Annotated in this window: 14 protein-coding genes; 9 read left to right on the top strand and 5 right to left on the bottom strand. The window is 68.1% G+C overall.

Annotated elements, in window-relative coordinates; translation table 11 throughout:
- Nucleotides 1-179 precede the first annotated feature (179 nt).
- Nucleotides 180-2,819, top strand: a complete 2,640-nt coding sequence (locus HND92_RS09345; protein ID WP_253940132.1) for an EAL domain-containing protein — start codon at nt 180-182, stop codon at nt 2,817-2,819.
- On the opposite strand, the gene dusA is transcribed toward HND92_RS09345, so the two are convergent.
- Nucleotides 2,809-3,873: a tRNA dihydrouridine(20/20a) synthase DusA gene (dusA, locus tag HND92_RS09350; protein WP_172206816.1), complete on the bottom strand. Its 1,065-nt coding sequence runs from the start codon at nt 3,871-3,873 to the stop codon at nt 2,809-2,811. The two genes, HND92_RS09345 and dusA, sit on opposite strands and share 11 nt — an antisense overlap.
- A gap of 226 nt (nt 3,874-4,099) precedes the next feature.
- Between dusA and HND92_RS09355 the strand changes: the two genes are divergently transcribed.
- The gene (locus HND92_RS09355) at nt 4,100-5,053 is read left to right on the top strand and encodes an AEC family transporter (RefSeq protein WP_123676284.1); all 954 of its coding nucleotides are present in this window, start codon (nt 4,100-4,102) and stop codon (nt 5,051-5,053) included.
- A 44-nt stretch (nt 5,054-5,097) separates the two neighbouring features.
- Here the strand turns inward: HND92_RS09355 and pdxH are convergent, their stop codons facing one another.
- Genes pdxH through HND92_RS09370 form a run of 3 tightly spaced genes read right to left on the bottom strand, consistent with a single transcriptional unit; the run spans nt 5,098 to nt 6,944 of the window.
- A complete protein-coding gene (pdxH, locus tag HND92_RS09360) occupies nt 5,098-5,751 on the bottom strand; it encodes a pyridoxamine 5'-phosphate oxidase (RefSeq protein ID WP_172206817.1) in 654 nt (217 codons plus the stop codon).
- Between the two features lie 38 nt (nt 5,752-5,789).
- The gene (locus HND92_RS09365) at nt 5,790-6,317 is read right to left on the bottom strand and encodes a superoxide dismutase family protein (RefSeq protein WP_103737688.1); all 528 of its coding nucleotides are present in this window, start codon (nt 6,315-6,317) and stop codon (nt 5,790-5,792) included.
- Between the two features lie 33 nt (nt 6,318-6,350).
- Entirely contained in the window at nt 6,351-6,944 is a 594-nt protein-coding gene (locus tag HND92_RS09370; RefSeq protein WP_172206818.1) for a gamma-glutamylcyclotransferase, read from the bottom strand.
- A gap of 62 nt (nt 6,945-7,006) precedes the next feature.
- Here HND92_RS09370 and HND92_RS09375 point away from each other — a divergent pair, with 62 nt between their 5' ends.
- Nucleotides 7,007-7,546 (top strand): OmpA family protein, encoded by a 540-nt coding sequence (locus tag HND92_RS09375; protein WP_103737687.1) that lies wholly within the window; start codon nt 7,007-7,009, stop codon nt 7,544-7,546.
- Nucleotides 7,547-7,729: 183 nt separating this feature from the next.
- Here HND92_RS09375 and HND92_RS09380 read toward each other — a convergent pair whose 3' ends face one another.
- A complete protein-coding gene (locus HND92_RS09380; protein WP_015913399.1) occupies nt 7,730-8,755 on the bottom strand; it encodes a LacI family DNA-binding transcriptional regulator in 1,026 nt (341 codons plus the stop codon).
- 244 nt (nt 8,756-8,999) lie between these two features.
- Here HND92_RS09380 and HND92_RS09385 point away from each other — a divergent pair, with 244 nt between their 5' ends.
- The 6 genes from HND92_RS09385 (at nt 9,000) to eda (ending at nt 14,992) form a co-directional block, all read left to right on the top strand.
- The gene (locus HND92_RS09385) at nt 9,000-9,518 is read left to right on the top strand and encodes a gluconokinase (protein ID WP_047351512.1); all 519 of its coding nucleotides are present in this window, start codon (nt 9,000-9,002) and stop codon (nt 9,516-9,518) included.
- Nucleotides 9,515-10,036, top strand: a complete 522-nt coding sequence (locus HND92_RS09390) for a TRAP transporter small permease (RefSeq protein ID WP_123676600.1) — start codon at nt 9,515-9,517, stop codon at nt 10,034-10,036. The genes HND92_RS09385 and HND92_RS09390 overlap by 4 nt, the downstream gene beginning before the upstream one ends.
- A gap of 8 nt (nt 10,037-10,044) precedes the next feature.
- Nucleotides 10,045-11,325, top strand: a complete 1,281-nt coding sequence (locus HND92_RS09395) for a TRAP transporter large permease (protein ID WP_135149235.1) — start codon at nt 10,045-10,047, stop codon at nt 11,323-11,325.
- A 44-nt stretch (nt 11,326-11,369) separates the two neighbouring features.
- Complete coding sequence (locus tag HND92_RS09400; RefSeq protein ID WP_047351486.1) at nt 11,370-12,380, top strand: TRAP transporter substrate-binding protein; 1,011 nt, start codon at nt 11,370-11,372, stop codon at nt 12,378-12,380.
- Nucleotides 12,381-12,536: 156 nt separating this feature from the next.
- On the top strand, nt 12,537-14,354 hold the full coding sequence (gene edd / locus HND92_RS09405) for a phosphogluconate dehydratase (RefSeq protein ID WP_011805292.1): 1,818 nt from the start codon (nt 12,537-12,539) through the stop codon (nt 14,352-14,354).
- Nucleotides 14,345-14,992: a bifunctional 4-hydroxy-2-oxoglutarate aldolase/2-dehydro-3-deoxy-phosphogluconate aldolase gene (gene eda / locus HND92_RS09410; protein WP_172206819.1), complete on the top strand. Its 648-nt coding sequence runs from the start codon at nt 14,345-14,347 to the stop codon at nt 14,990-14,992. The genes edd and eda overlap by 10 nt, the downstream gene beginning before the upstream one ends.
- The last annotated feature ends 68 nt before the right edge of the window (nt 14,993-15,060 follow it).

The following is a 15,060-nucleotide window of genomic DNA, read 5'->3' on the forward strand; positions in this document are numbered from 1 at the left end:
GCGGTGGCCCTCGGCGGGGTAGGACAAGGCCGCGTCCCACAGACGGGCCGCGCGGCGCGGCAATCTGGCGCTTCCCTATTGTGTTGCGGCGGTCGCTATGCGACGCTTGGAAACGCATGAATAAAGAGGTGGCTGCCCCGAGGGGGTTCGCACAGCACTGGGCCCCATGGCATCCGGGCATGATCGCAGCAGTGGTGCTTTCACTGCTGCTGCTCGCCGTCACCTATCTGGTCTGGCAGGGTGTGGAGCGCGCACGGGACGAGCGCCGGCTGCAGGCTTTCGCCTTGTCCGTGGACCGCGTGGTTTCCAACCTGTCGGACCGCATCGCCGCCTACGAAATGGTGTTGCGTGGCGCCAAGGGCTACTACGAAGGCTCCGACAGCATCGACCAGCAGGAATTCCAGGCCTACGTGGAGGCCTTGCACCTGCCGCAGACGCGCCCGGGCCTGCAGGGGGTGGCGCTGCTGTCGCGCGTGGCGGAATCCACCGGGGCGCGCACGGGGCAGGCGTTGATCACGCACATCGCACCCCAAACGCCGGAAAACCAGCAGGAATTGGGACAGGATGCCATGCTGCAGCCGGCGCGGCGCGAGGCGCTGCTGCGCGCGCGCGACTCCGGGACGCTGGCGCTGTCGGGCCCGCTGGGCAGCCGCGAAGGGAATGCCGGCAGCTCCCTGGTCATGTACCTGCCGCTGTATGCCAGACACGCTGCCGTGGACACTCTGGCCCAGCGCCGCCAGAACATTGCAGGCTGGGTGGCCGCGCCATTTCGCATGGACGACGTAATCCAGGGCCTGGCGCGCGAGCTGGACAGCGACCTTGCGCTGGCCATCCATGACGGCCCCTCGGTGGCAGGTGGGGTGCTGGTGTTTGCGTCGCGCACGGACTATGCACCCCACGCGGTCAATGGCGGGCTGGAGGCCGTGCGCAGCTACGACGTAGGCGGCAGGCGCTGGACGCTGGTGCTGTACCCGCTGCCCTCATTCGAGCAGCGCTTCGGAGGATCCACACACCATCTGGTTGCCCTGCTGGGCGCCGCCTTCAGCCTGCTGGCGGGATGGTTCGTGGGGCAGCAGGTGAACGCGCGACAGCGGGCCATGGCGCTGGCCCGCGAGATGACGCGCGAGTTGCGCCGCACGCGCGATGAGCTGGAAGCCACACTCAATGCCGTGCCCGATCTACTGTTCGAGGTGGACGCACAGGGAGGCATCCACCACTACCGGTCCGCCCGCGCGGACCTGATCGGCACGCGCGCCCAGGCGCTGGTGGGGCGCACGCTGGGGGATGTGTTGCCGCCCGCTGCCGCCGCCGAATGCATGGCTGCGCTGGACGAGGCGGCCGAGTACGGTTATTCCGAAGGGCGGCAGTACAGCCTGGACATCGGGGGCAGCCAGCATTGGTTCGAGCTGTCCGTGGCCTGCAAGCAGGGCGGTGCGCCGCAGACCGGGGGCGGCCCGGGCCAGCGCCACTTCATCGCGCTGTCGCGCGACGTCACGCGGCGCCACGAGGCCGAGGCCGCCATGTACCGGCTCGCGTATTTCGACGCGCTCACCGGCCTGCCCAACCGCCGCCTGCTGCTGCAGCGCCTGCAGGATGCACTGGTCACGGCCCAGCAGCAGGGGGGCATGGGCGCGCTGTTCTACATCGACCTGGACAACTTCAAGGAGATCAACGACGCGCGCGGCCACGGTGTGGGCGACGGGCTGCTGGTGCAGGTCGCCGCGCGCCTGCAGGACGCGGCCGGGCCGCAGGAGACCGTGGCACGGCTGGGGAGCGACGAATTCGTCCTGCTGGTGCCGCGGCTGGGCGACACCCCCTCCGTTGCGCGTGAGCAGGCCTGCCGGCGCGCCCAGCAGCTGCGCGAATGCCTGGATGCGCCCTATGACCTGGGCGGGGTGCACTATGGCAGCACCGGCAGCATCGGCGTGACGCTGTTTCCCAAGAACGGTGAGGCCGTGGAAGACCTGCTGCGCGAGGCCGACACGGCCATGTTCTGTGCCAAGGACCGGGGGCGCAACCAGGTGTGCTTCTTTGAGCAGGACATGCACGCCGCAGCGCAGGAGCGCCTGGCGCTCCTGCAGGACCTCAAGAGCGCGGTCGACAACGACGCGCTGCTGACCTATGCGCAGCCGCAGGTGGATGCCGCAGGCCAGCTCATCGGCGCGGAGCTGCTGCTGCGGTGGCCGCATCCGCAGCGCGGCTTCGTGCCGCCGGCGCAGTTCATCCCGGTGGCGGAACAGGCGGGGTTGATCGTGCGCATGGGTGCGCGTGTCATCCAGCGGGCCTGCGCCACGCTGGCCGAACTGCACCAGCAGGGCCGGGCGCTGTCGATCTCGGTCAATGTCAGCCCCCGCCAGTTCCGTCAGGCGGACTTCGTGGAGCAGGTGCGCGCGGCGCTGCACAGCACGGGCGCGCCCGCGGCGCTGCTCACGCTGGAGGTCACGGAAAGCCTGCTGGTGGAGAACTGGCAGGACACCGCCCGGCGCATGCATGAGCTGGTGGCGCTGGGCGTGCGCTTTTCCATCGATGACTTCGGCACCGGCTACTCCAGCCTGGCGTATCTGAAGCGCCTGCCGCTGTACGAACTCAAGATCGACCGCAGCTTCGTGCAGGACGCGCCCTCCGACGCGAACGACGCGGCGATCGTGCAGGCCATTCTTTCGGTCGCGCGCCACTTGCGCCTGCGCGTGGTGGCCGAGGGGGTAGAGACGCGGCAGCAGGCGGACTTCCTCATCGCCCACCACTGCCATGGCCTGCAGGGCTATCTGTTCGGGCTGCCGCAGCCGTTGCGGGACTGGCTGGCGGGCCTCAAAGGCTGAGCGGCTCCGTTGGCAGGGCGCCGGCTTGCACGGCGCTTGCGCGCAGTGCATCGGGCGCGGTGGCGCCCGGCTTGGTGCGCGCCAGGGCCATCACTTCGCGCGCGGGCAGGTGTTTCAAGCGGTGGTCGCTCCACGCCTGGCGCCAGCGTCGCGCGCCGGGCAGTCCGTTGCGCAGGCCCAGCATGTGGCGCGCCACCGCATACCAGTGCGTGCCGTGCGCGGTGGCTTCGCGCTCCATGTAGGCCACCATGTCTTCCTCGACCTGCTCGCGCGTGAGCGCGGCGGGCGCGGCGCCAAAGAACTGCTCGTCCCAGCGCGCCAGCCACCAGGGGTTGTGGTAGGCCTCGCGGCCCACCATCACGCCATCCACCCGGGCCAGCTCCTCCAGCACCGCGGCGTCGGTCTGAAAGCCCCCGTTGATGGCGATGGTCAGTTGCGGGAAGTCGGCTTTCAGCCGGGCCGCGACGTCGTAGCGCAGCGGGGGAATCTCGCGGTTCTCTTTGGGCGACAGGCCCTTCAGCCACGCATTGCGCGCATGCACGATGAACACGCGGCAGCCCGCGTCGGCCACCATGCCCACGAAGTCGCGCACGAAGCCGTAGTCTTCGTTCTGGTCGATCCCGATGCGGTGCTTGACGGTGACCGGGACCTGGACCACGTCCACCATGGCTTTCACGCAGTCGGCGACCAGTTGCGGCTCGTTCATCAGGCAGGCGCCGAAAGCGCCGCGCTGCACACGCTCGCTGGGACAGCCGCAGTTGAGATTGATCTCGTCATAGCCCCACTGCTCGCCCAGACGGGCGCAGTGCGCGAGGTCGGCCGGCTCGCTGCCGCCCAACTGCAGCGCCACGGGGTGCTCGGCCGCGTCAAAGCGCAGATGGCGCTGCACGTCGCCGTGCACCAGCGCACCGGTGGTCACCATCTCGGTGTAGAGCAGCGTGTGGCGCGACAGCAGGCGGTGCAGGTAGCGGCAGTGCCTGTCGGTCCAGTCCATCATCGGCGCGACGGACATGCGCCAGGGACTGTGGGCGATGGAGGAGGGCGTAGCGTGCACGGTGAAGGACGGGGCGGTCTGACGAGATAAAGGAGCGGGGCGGGGGCCGATATTGTCCCAGGTCCGGTTTTGCGCCGCGGTGGCAAGGGGTTTTGGGTATTTTCGGCCTCCAGCGCTTGTCCATCAAGCGCTGGCAGCTATTAATTCATGAGTGCAAGCGCGCCGCATCCCCAGGCCCTACACTTGCCGCCCGGCGCCGCGCCGGCACTTCGACCCTCTGCCCACCTTGCTGTCCTCGATCCTTGTTCCCCTGGTTCCCGTCATTCTGTGCATCGGCATCGGCTACCTCACCGCCCGCGTGGGCTGGGTGCGCGCCACGGCGGTGCCAGATCTGTCCAATATCGTGTTCCTGGTGCTCACGCCCGCGCTGCTGTTTCGCACCATGGGCCATGTGCGGCTCCAAGAGCTGGACTTTCAGCCCGTGCTGCTGTACTTCAGCGCGGCGGCGCTGCTGTTCGGGCTGACGCTGGCGTTCAGCCGGTTCTCCACGGCCGCGGCGGCGCGGGCGCTGGCGCACACCTTCAGCAACCTGGTGATGATCGGCGCGCCGCTCATGGGCCTGGTGTATGGGCCGCAGGGCCTGGTGACGCTGTTCACGCTGGTGTCCCTGCATTCGCTGGTGCTGCTGACGGCGGCCACCATGGTGTTCGAGCTGGCCGAGGCGCGCGAGCAGCAGCGCACCGGCAGCGCCGCGCCGCGCCCCATGGCGCACACCGTGTGGCAGGCCGTGCGCAACAGCATCGTGCACCCGGTGCCGCTACCGATCCTGGCGGGCCTGCTGTTCGCGCAGACAGGCTGGCAGCTGCCCGAGATGCTGGACCGCCCACTGCAGGTGCTGGCGGCGGCGCTGGGGCCCATGGCGCTGCTGCTGGTGGGTATTGCGCTGGCGCACACACGCATTGGCAACCACTGGCGCGGCGCGTTGCGGGTGGCGGTGATCAAGAACCTGGCGCTGCCCGCCACGCTGGGGACGCTGGCGTGGGCGCTGGGGCTGTCAGGCCCGGCGATCGCGGTGATGTTCACCGCCGCGGCCATGCCGGTGGGCGCGAATGTGCTGTTGTTCACGCAGCGCTATGGCGTGATGCAGGAGGAGGTGTCCTCGGCCATCGCGCTGTCCACCGCGCTGGCGCTGATCACGCTGCCGGTGGTGCTGGTGTTGGCGCAGTTCTTCATGCATTGAACATGCGTCGAAGACGCGCGTGGAGCAGGGCGTCTTCCGGGCGCTTACGGCGCCAGCCGCTCGCGCTCCCACGCGCCGTCCTCCAGGCGGTAGCGCAACCGGTCGTGCAGGCGGCTCTTGCGGCCCTGCCAGAACTCCCACTGATCCGGCCGCAGGCGAAAGCCCCCCCAGTGCGGCGGGCGGGGCGGCTTGAGCAGGAACTGCGCGCCATACTTGGCGGCGTTGGCCACCAGCACACCCCGGCTGGGGATGACCTGGCTTTGCGGACTTGCCCAGGCGCCGATGCGCGAGTCCAGCGGGCGGCTGTGGAAATAGGTGTCGCTTTCCTCGTCGCTCACCTTTTCCACGACGCCCTCGATGCGCACCACGCGCTCCAGCTCCACCCAGTGGAATTGCAGCGCGGCATAGGGGTTGCCGGCCAGCTGGCGGCCCTTGCGGCTGTCGTAGTTGGTGTACCAGACGATGCCCTGCGCGTCATAGCCCTTGATGAGCACCACCCGGGTGCTGGGACGCAGGTCGCTGCCCACGGTGGCCACGGTCATGGCGTTGGGCTCGGGCACCTGGGCAGCGATGGCTTCGCGCAGCCATTGGTCGAACTGCTGCAAGGGATCGGCGTGGGAGGCGTCCTCGCTGAGCTCGGCGCGCTCGTAGCTCTTGCGCAGGTCGGCGATGGAGGAGGAGAGAGGGCTGTGGCTCATGCGGGGATTGTGCCCGCAGGGCGCCCAGCCCTGCACGATCAGCGACCGGCGATCACCGCGCACGCCAGGCGCGCGCCCGCGTTGCCGGTGGGTTGGGTGACGTAATCGTCGGGGTTGGCATGCACGATCAGGCCGCGACCCACGATGTCGGTGGCGCCGGAGCCCACGCGAATGCTGCGCGACTCGAAGTTGAAGGTGGCCACGCCGTTGCCGTCCGCGCGCAGGCTGGGCAGGTCGCCGGTGTGGTGCGGTCCCTTGCCGTGTTGGCCATGCGGTGTGCCCGTGGGATTGAAGTGGCCGCCCGCGCTGTTGCCGTCCCCGCTGGAGCAGTCGCCTTTCTCATGGATGTGAAAGCCGTGCTCCGCCCCCGGCTTGAGCCCGCTGACCGTGCCGCTGACGCGCACCGCATCACCGCTTTGCACGAAGCGCACCGTGCCCTGGGTGCTGTTGCCGCGCGTAGGCTCCAGCCGGGCGGTGGCCGAGGGCGCGCTGGACATGGATGCGCAGCCGGCGAGTGCGACAGCAGCCGCCAGGGCCGCGCCCGTGGGGAGGTAGCGAAGGGACATGCGATTTCTCCAGGAGGGTTGAAAACCGCCAAACTAACGCGGTTCGCGCGCCAACGCAATCAGACGCGAGAGCGCCCGGTCGTGGATGCCCATGCGTTGCAGTTCGGCGTGCGTGGCCTCGGCGTAGTCGCGCGTGGTGCCGTAGATGCCGCTGGCCTGCGCGAAGATGCGGCGATATTCCTCGTCCGCCAACACACCCGTGTGGCTGGGGCTCTTGCGCGACAGCGTGAAAGCCAGCGCGCGCACCGCACCCTGGGGCGTGCGGCAGTTGAGCCAGCGCGGGTCGTATACGCCCAGGACCATCTCGCGCTGCCACAGGTTGACCATGACCTGGCGCGCGTGGCTGTGGTCCACGCGGAACACCATGCCGCGGCAACTGCCGCCCGACAGCATGCCGAACACCAGGCCCGGGCATTCGGGCGTGCCGCGATTCACGCGGCTCCACATCTTCAAAGCCCGGTGCCAGCCGTGCACCGTGGCCGCGCGCCGCTCGGCGTAGGCAAAGTCGGGCCGCCAGATCAGCGAGCCATAGCCAAAGACCCACAGGTCGTCGCGCCCGCCCCATTCATGCAGCGCGCGGTCGAGCATGGGGGCGGGGTCACGCAGGGGAGCGGCAAGCGGCGGCATGGCGAGACTCTACAATCGATGGGTTTTGTCCAACGCACCGATTATTCACGGGAGTTCTCAACATGTCCTTCAACAGCTCCGACGACGACAGCCAGCAACGCTTCGCACTCGGGTTCCTCTTCGCGCTGATCGCGCTGGTGGTCTCCACCGTCGTGGGCGTGGTGGTCTACAAGCGTGGCATTGCCCACGCCCCCAAGGCGCCGGCCGCCGCTGTGGTCCCTGCGGCTGAGGCAGCCGCGCCCGGCGTGGTGATCATGATCACCGAGGACGCCGCCAGCGTGGTGGTGGAGGGCGGTGTGGTGAAGTTCTTCTTCGCCACCGGCAAGGCCGAGCTGGCCCCGGGCGCCAACGAAGCGCTGGGCGACGTGGTCAAGGGCGTGGTGGACGGCGGCAAGACCGCCGTGGTGTCGGGCTTCCATGACGCCACGGGCGACGCGGCCGTGAACGCCGAGCTGGCCAAGCAGCGCGCGCTGGCCGTGCGCGACGCCCTGAAGGCCCTGGGTGTGGCCGAAGAGAAGGTGGAGCTGAAGAAGCCCGAAGCCACGCAGGGCAGCGGCAGCAATGCCGAGGCGCGCCGCGTGGAGGTGATTCTGGCTCCCTGAGCCTGGATGCGCCAAGCCTGCGAAAGCCCGGTAATGCCGGGCTTTTTTGTGTCTGGCGTGCTACATATTCAATAGCTGGTCGCGCTTGTTTGAAGAAGGATTCAGGTACTTTTTTGCCTTGAGTGCTTGATTTGCAAGCGCGAAAAGCTACCAAAGCTGTAGCGCACTGCGCTGCATCCTTGTTCACGTACTCTCGCGCACGATCAGCTCGTAGTCCAGCTGCACGCACTGCGGCTGGGCCAGCGTGCCGCGCATCAGGCCCAGCAGCATGTCGGCGCCGGCGCGGCCGACTTCGCTGCGCGGTGTGCGGATGGTGGTCAGCGGCGGCACCATCTGCGCGCTGCCGGCCAAGTCGTTGAATCCCGCGACGGCGATGCGCCCCGGCACGTCGATGCGCATGCGGTTGGCCGCCAGCAGCCCGCCCTGGGCAATGTCGTCGTTGCAAAAGAAGATGGCGTCCACGTCGGGCATGCGTTGCACCAGGTCCTCGAACAGCCGGGCGCCCAGGGCGATGGAAGAGCGCTCGGGGCTTAGCAACTCCAGGCGCGGGTCGTACAGGCCCGCTTCGCGCAGAGTGCGCCGGTACCCTTCGGCGCGCTGCAGCACGCGCGGGTCCAGTTGCGCGGCGCAAAAGGCGATGCGCTTGCGCCCGCGTTCCAGGAGGTGGCGCGTGATGGTGGCGCCCGCGTCCTGCTGCGAAAAGCCCACGCAGGCCACACCAGGCGCGGCGCTGGTCTCCATGAGGTGCACGCACGGCACGCCGCTGTGCACGATGAGCTGGCGTGCGGCCTCGCTGCGGTCGAACCCCGTCACCAGCAGGCCGGCGGGGCGGTGGGGCAGGTAGGTGCGCAGCAGCAACTCTTCCTCGGCGCTGTCGTAGTGGGTCACGCCGATGAGCGGCTGAAAGCCCTTGGGGAACAGCGTGCGGTGCACCGCCTCCAGCAGATCCACGAACAGCGCGTTGGACAGCAGCGGCACCAGCACCAGCACCTGCGTGCTGCGCTGCGACGCCAGCGCGCGCGCGGCCGGGTCGGGTACGTAGCCCAGCCGATCGGCCGCCTCGCGCACGCGTTCGGCCAACGCAGGGTCCACGGTGCGTTCGCCGCGCAGGGCACGCGACACGGTGATGGGACTCACGCCGGCGGCGCCTGCCACGTCGTTCAGGGTGATGCGGCCGCTGGAGCGGCGCGGTCGTCGGTTGGCGGTCAAGGGTTATTCCTAGGAATTCTGGCCAAAATTGTCCCTTAAGATAGCGCTATCTTTCATGGGGTTTTCGCGGGTTTGTGGGGAGGAGTAGCTTCTCCCCATGCGATGCAGCGAAATTTCTCCATGAGAAGCCGCGGCGTGAAGCCGTGAACTTCGGGTGAACGGCTTGCGTCCTGGGAGGCAGCCGTTTTTTTGAATCTTTAGAGATAGCGCTATCTTGACCTGTGACATCGATGCCATCGTGGTGATGGGCGTTTCCGGCTGCGGCAAGTCCAGCGTGGGCGAGGCCTGCGCAAAAACGCTGGGCTGGGTGCTGCATGAGGGCGATGCCCACCATGCTCCCGAGAGCATTGCCAAAATGCGCGCCGGCGTGCCCTTGACCGATGCCGACCGCGCGGGCTGGCTGGACCGGTTGGCCGCATTGCTGGCGGCGCCTGCGGGCACGGCGGGCGTAGTGCTGACCTGCTCGGCGCTGCGCCGCAAATACCGCGACCGCCTGCGTGCGGGCAACCCGCGCGTGGGATTCGTGTTTCTGGCGCTGGACTATGAGCAGGCATTGCAGCGCGTGCAGACGCGCGCGGGGCATTTCTTTTCGCCCGCTCTGGTGGCCGATCAGTTCGCCACGCTGGAGTCGCCCGAGGGCGAGCCGCGCGTGTTGACGCTGGATGCCACACGCCCCGTGGACGAGCTGGCCCGGTCCGTCGTCCAATGGCTGCGCGGCAACGCAGCTGCTTCCCTTTCGTCGTCTTCCGGAGACAGTGCATGAGCGCTTCTTCCCCCTCCCCGCAGGAACGGCCGCGCAAGCCCCTGGTGCAGCGCCTGGCCGAGCATTTCATGGTGCTCGCACTGGCCGGCATGGTCGTGGCCGTGTTCGTCAACGTGGTGTTGCGCTACGTGTTCTCCACGAGCATCGTCTCGTACGAGGAGATCTCGCGCCTGCTGTTCGTGTGGCTGGTGGCGGTGGGCACCATCGTCGCGGCCTTTGAGGGCAAGCACCTGGGCTTTGACATGCTCACTTCGCGCCTGAAGGGCCGCTCGCGCAAGCTGCTGTTCTGGGCCAGCCAGGCTCTGGTGGCGGGCGGCATGCTGCTGCTGCTCAAGGGTTCGTGGGAACAGGTGATCGCCGGCATGGACAGCTACAGCACCGTGCTGGGTTATCCGCTGGCGCTGGGCGCCGCGGCGACGCTGGTACTGGCCGTGGGCCTGCTGGTGGGCGTGGTGGTGGATCTGCGCCGCGGCGAGCCGTTGCCGCATGGCAGCGACGCGGAAACGTCGGTGGAGTAGGGCGCACCATGATCGTTACCGCCATCTTTCTTTTGGTGCTCATCGGCGGCATGGTGATCGGCATGCCCATCGCCCACGCCCTGGTGCTGACGGGTGTCGCCCTGATGTGGCACCTGGACTTCTTCGATTCGCAGCTGCTGGCGCAAAACCTGCAGGCCGGCTTTGACAACTTTCCGCTGCTGGCCGTGCCGTTCTTCATCCTGGCGGGCGAGCTGATGAACGCGGGCGGCCTGTCGCGGCGCATCATCGACCTGGCGCGCGCCTTCGTGGGGCATATCCGCGGCGGGCTGGGCTTCGTGGTGATTGGCGCGGCCGTGCTGTTGGCGTCCATGAGCGGCTCGGCCATTGCCGACACGGCGGCGCTGGCCACCATCCTGCTGCCGATGATGCGCGAGCAGAAATACCCGATGAGCTACAGCGCGGGCCTGCTGGCGTCCGGCGGCATCATCGCGCCGATCATCCCGCCGTCCATGCCGTTCGTGATCTACGGGGTGACGACGAATACCTCGATCAGCAAGCTGTTCCTCTCGGGCGTGGCACCGGGCCTGATGATGGGCATCTTCCTGATCGGCGCCTGGGCCTGGATTGCGCGCCGCCACGACCTGCCCTCGATGGAGCGTGTGGCGTGGGGCCCGCGCATGAAGGCGCTGACCAAGAGCTTCTGGGCCATGATGATGCCGGTCATCATCCTGGGCGGCCTGCGCGGCGGCATTTTCACGCCCACCGAGGCCGCCGTGGTCGCCGCCGTGTATGCGCTGCTGGTGTCCATGTTCGTGTACCGCGAACTGAACTGGTCGCAGCTGTACGACGTGTTCCTGGCCGCGGGCAAGACCACGGCGGTGGTCATGTTCCTGTGCGGCGCCGCCACCGTCACGGCCTACATGATCACCCTGGCCGACCTGCCCAACATGCTGGCCGACAGCTTCGCCGGCGTGATGGGCAATCCCGTGCTGTTCATGGCGCTGATGATGACCTTCCTGTTGGTGGTGGGCACGGCCATGGACCTCACGCCCACCATCCTGATCTTCGGCCCCGTCTGCGCGCCGCTGGCCGCCAAGGCGGGCATCGACCCCGTGTACTTCGGCTTCATGTTCATCTACGTGGGCTGTATTGGCCTCATCACCCCACCCGTGGGCACGGTGCAGAACGTGGTGGCGGGCGTGGGCCGCCTGCGCATGGAGACCGTGATCCGCGGCACCACGCCGTTCCTGGCCGTGTATGTGCTGCTGGCGGTCCTGTTCACGCTGTTCCCGGCCCTCATCACCGCGCCGCTGCGCTGGATGCACTGAGCTTTTCATCCCTTTTCACCCTGACTGTCCAAAGGAGACTTCCCATGCGTATCCGCTTTGCTCTTGCCGGCCTCGTGGCCGCACTCGTTGCCACCGGCGCTGCACAGGCGCAGGACTTCAAGCCGCGCATCGTGCGTTTCGGCTATGGCCTGGTGGACAACTCCAACCAGGGCCGCGCGGCTCGCATGTTTGCGCAAGAAGTGGAAAAGGCCACCGGCGGCAAGATGAAGGTGCGTGCCATTGGCAACGCCTCGCTGGGCTCCGACACGCAGATGCAGCAGGCGCTGATCGGCGGCGCGCAGGAGATGATGGTGGGCTCCACCGCCACGCTGGTGGGCCTGGTGCCGGAGATGGCCGTGTGGGACACGCCGTTCCTCTTCAGCAACGCCAAGGAAGCCGATGTGGTGCTGGACGGCCCCGTGGGCGACAAGATCAAGGCCAAGCTGGAAGCCAAGGGTATGGTGGGCCTGGTGTACTGGGAGAACGGTTTCCGTAACCTCACCAACAGCAAGCGCCCCGTCGCCAAGCTGGAAGACCTGAACGACATCAAGCTGCGCGTGATGCAGAACAACGTGTTCCTCGACAGCTTCAAGGCCCTGGGCGCCAACGCCGTGCCGCTGCCGTTCTCCGAGCTGTTCACCGCGTTGGAAACGCGCGCCGTGGACGGTCAGGAGAACCCCTACAACACCATCGTCTCCAGCAAGTTCTACGAGGTGCAGAAGTACCTCACGGTGACCAACCACGTGTACAGCCCCTGGATCGTCACGGTGAGCAAGAAATGGTGGGACGGCCTGTCCGCAGCCGAGAAGAAGGTGCTGCAGGACGCCGCCATCAAGAGCCGCGATTTCGAGCGCAAGGACACGCGTGAAGAGGCCGCCAAGGCCCTGGCCGACCTGAAGGGCAAGGGCATGCAGGTTAACGAGCTGTCGGCCGCCGAGGCCAACCGCATGCGCGAGAAGCTGGTCAGCGTGAACGCGGGCATCGCCAAGTCGGTGGGCCAGCAGACCTGGGACGAGGTGAACGCCGCCGTCCAGCAGGCGCGCAACGCCAAGTAAGCGCAGGGTGGGGCAGGCGGCGGCGCCTGCCCTCGGTTCCCTGCCATGTGCCCTCGGCCTACACCTGTGTCGCCCACTGGCGCGTAGGATCCGGGGCAATGCTTGCCCGCAGTCGTTTTCTGCAACCCTCCCACAGCCGCCCTCGCGCCACCCAGCATGCCCCTGCACGACACCGTCCACACCGTCACCGAGCGCATCCGCCAGCGCAGCGCCCCTACGCGCGGCGCCTATCTGCAGCAGCTTGAGTTCCAGGCGCGCCGCGACCGCGGTGCAGACCGCCTGGGTTGCGCCAATGTGGCCCACGCCTTCGCCGGCATGCCTGGCAACGACAAGCTGCGTGTGGTGGTCCAGAAGGCACCCAACATCGGCATCGTCACGGCGTACAACGACATGCTGTCGGCCCATGCGCCGCTGCAGCATTACCCGGACCTGATCAAGGACGAGGTGCGCAAGCGCGGAGCCACGGCCCAGGTGGCGGGCGGCGTACCCGCCATGTGCGATGGCGTGACGCAGGGCACACCCGGCATGGAGTTAAGCCTGTTCAGCCGCGACGTGATCGCCATGGCCACGGCCGTGGCGCTGAGCCACGACGTGTTCGATGGCGCGCTCATGCTCGGTGTGTGCGACAAGATCGTGCCTGGCCTGCTGGTGGGGGCGCTGCAGTTCGGCCATCTGCCCACGGTGTTCGTGCCGGCGGGGCCGATGACTTCGGGCCTGTCCAACAGCGCCAAGGCCAAGGTGCGCGAGCAGGCCGCGCAAGGCCTGGTGGGCCGCGGTGAACTGCTGGAGGCCGAGATGGCCGCTTACCACTCGCCGGGCACGTGCACCTTCTACGGCACGGCCAACAGCAATCAGATGATGCTGGAGGCCATGGGCCTGCATGTGCCGGGCACGGCCTTCGTGAACCCGGGTCAGGCGCTGCGCCAGGAACTTACGCGTGAGGCCGCACGCACGGTGCTGGGCGACAAGGGGGCGTCATGCCCACCTATCGGGCGCGTGGTAGACGAGCGCGCTATCGTCAACGCCATGGTGACGCTGCTGGCCACGGGAGGATCCACCAACCACCTGATCCACTGGGTGGCCGTGGCGCGCGCGGCGGGCCTCGTGATCGACTGGGACGACTTTTCCGCCCTGTCCGCCGTCGTGCCGTTGCTGGCGCGCGTGTACCCCAACGGCAGCGCGGACGTGAACCAATTCCAGGCCGCCGGCGGCCCCGGCTATGTGATCCGCGAGCTGCTCGATGCCGGGCTGATGCATGAGGACGTGCTCACCGTTCGCCCTGGAGGTATCCGCGAATACACGCGCGAGCCGCAGGGAACCGCCGATCAGCAACTGCACTGGGCCGACATCGGCGCCTCGCGTGACGACAGCGTGCTGCGCCCTGCGGCCGACCCTTTCAGCGCCACGGGCGGCCTCAAGCTGCTGTCGGGCAACCTGGGGCGCAGCGTGATCAAGGTCTCCGCCGTGCCGCCCGACCGGCATGTGGTGCAGGCGCCCGCACGCGTGTTTGCCTCGCAGGGCGAACTGCAGCAGGCCTTCCAGGCCGGCGAACTGGACCGCGACGTGGTCTGCGTGGTGCGCTGGCAGGGGCCCCAGGCCAATGGCATGCCAGAACTGCACAAGCTCACCCCGCCGCTGGCCGTGCTGCAGGGCAAGGGCTACAAGGTGGCGCTGGTCACCGACGGCCGCATGAGCGGCGCCTCGGGCAAGGTGCCTGCGGCCATCCACGCATCGCCCGAGGCGCATGCCGGCGGCCCGCTGGCGCTGGTGCGCGACGGTGACGTCATCCGGCTGGATGCCGTGGCGGGCACGCTCGATGTGCTGGTCGATGCGGCCGAATGGCAGGCGCGCACGCCTGCCACCGTGCCGCCCGGCTTGCTGCAGGACAACGCACGCGGTTGGGGGCGCGAACTGTTCGCCGGCATGCGGCGCAATGCGCTCAGCGCGGAAGAGGGGGCCTGTACATGGCTGTGACGCAACACACCATCACGGCGCTCGATGTGATGCGCGATGCGCCCGTGATCCCGGTCATCGTTCTGCACGACGTGCGGCATGCCGTGCCGATGGCGCGCGCGCTGGTCGCCGGTGGTATCCGCATGCTGGAGGTGACGTTGCGCACGCCGCAAGCCCTCGAATGCATGCGGGCCATCGCCGCGGAGGTGCCCGATGCCGTGGTCGGCGCAGGCACCGTACGCACCAGTGCTGATGCGGCTGCTGCCGCGCGCGCCGGGGCGCGGTTTGCCGTCAGTCCGGGTTTTACGCCCGCCGTAGGCCGCGCCTGCCGCGATGCGGGCTTGCCGCTGCTGCCGGGCGTGGACACGGGCAGCGAGATCATGACGGCGCAGGAAGAGGGCTTCTCTGCGCTCAAGTTCTTCCCTGCGGTGCAGGCGGGCGGTACGGCCATGCTGAAAGCGTGGCAGGGGCCGTTTGGCGACGTGGCGTTCTGTCCGACGGGCGGAATCCAGCCCGGCAATGCGGCGGAGTTTCTGGCGCTCAAGAACGTGGCCTGCGTGGGCGGGTCGTGGCTGGTGCCCGCGGATGCGCTGGAGCAGGGCGACTGGTCCCGCATCACCCGTCTAGCGCGCGAAGCCAGCGCGTTGCAGCGGGTTTGATGAATACAAGTAAAAATGGGCTGTAGCGCTTTGTGGATAAGCGCTAGCAGCTATTAAATAAGGAGCAA

It is taken from the genome of Diaphorobacter sp. JS3050, assembly GCF_013154915.1.
GTDB lineage: Bacteria > Pseudomonadota > Gammaproteobacteria > Burkholderiales > Burkholderiaceae_C > Diaphorobacter > Diaphorobacter nitroreducens.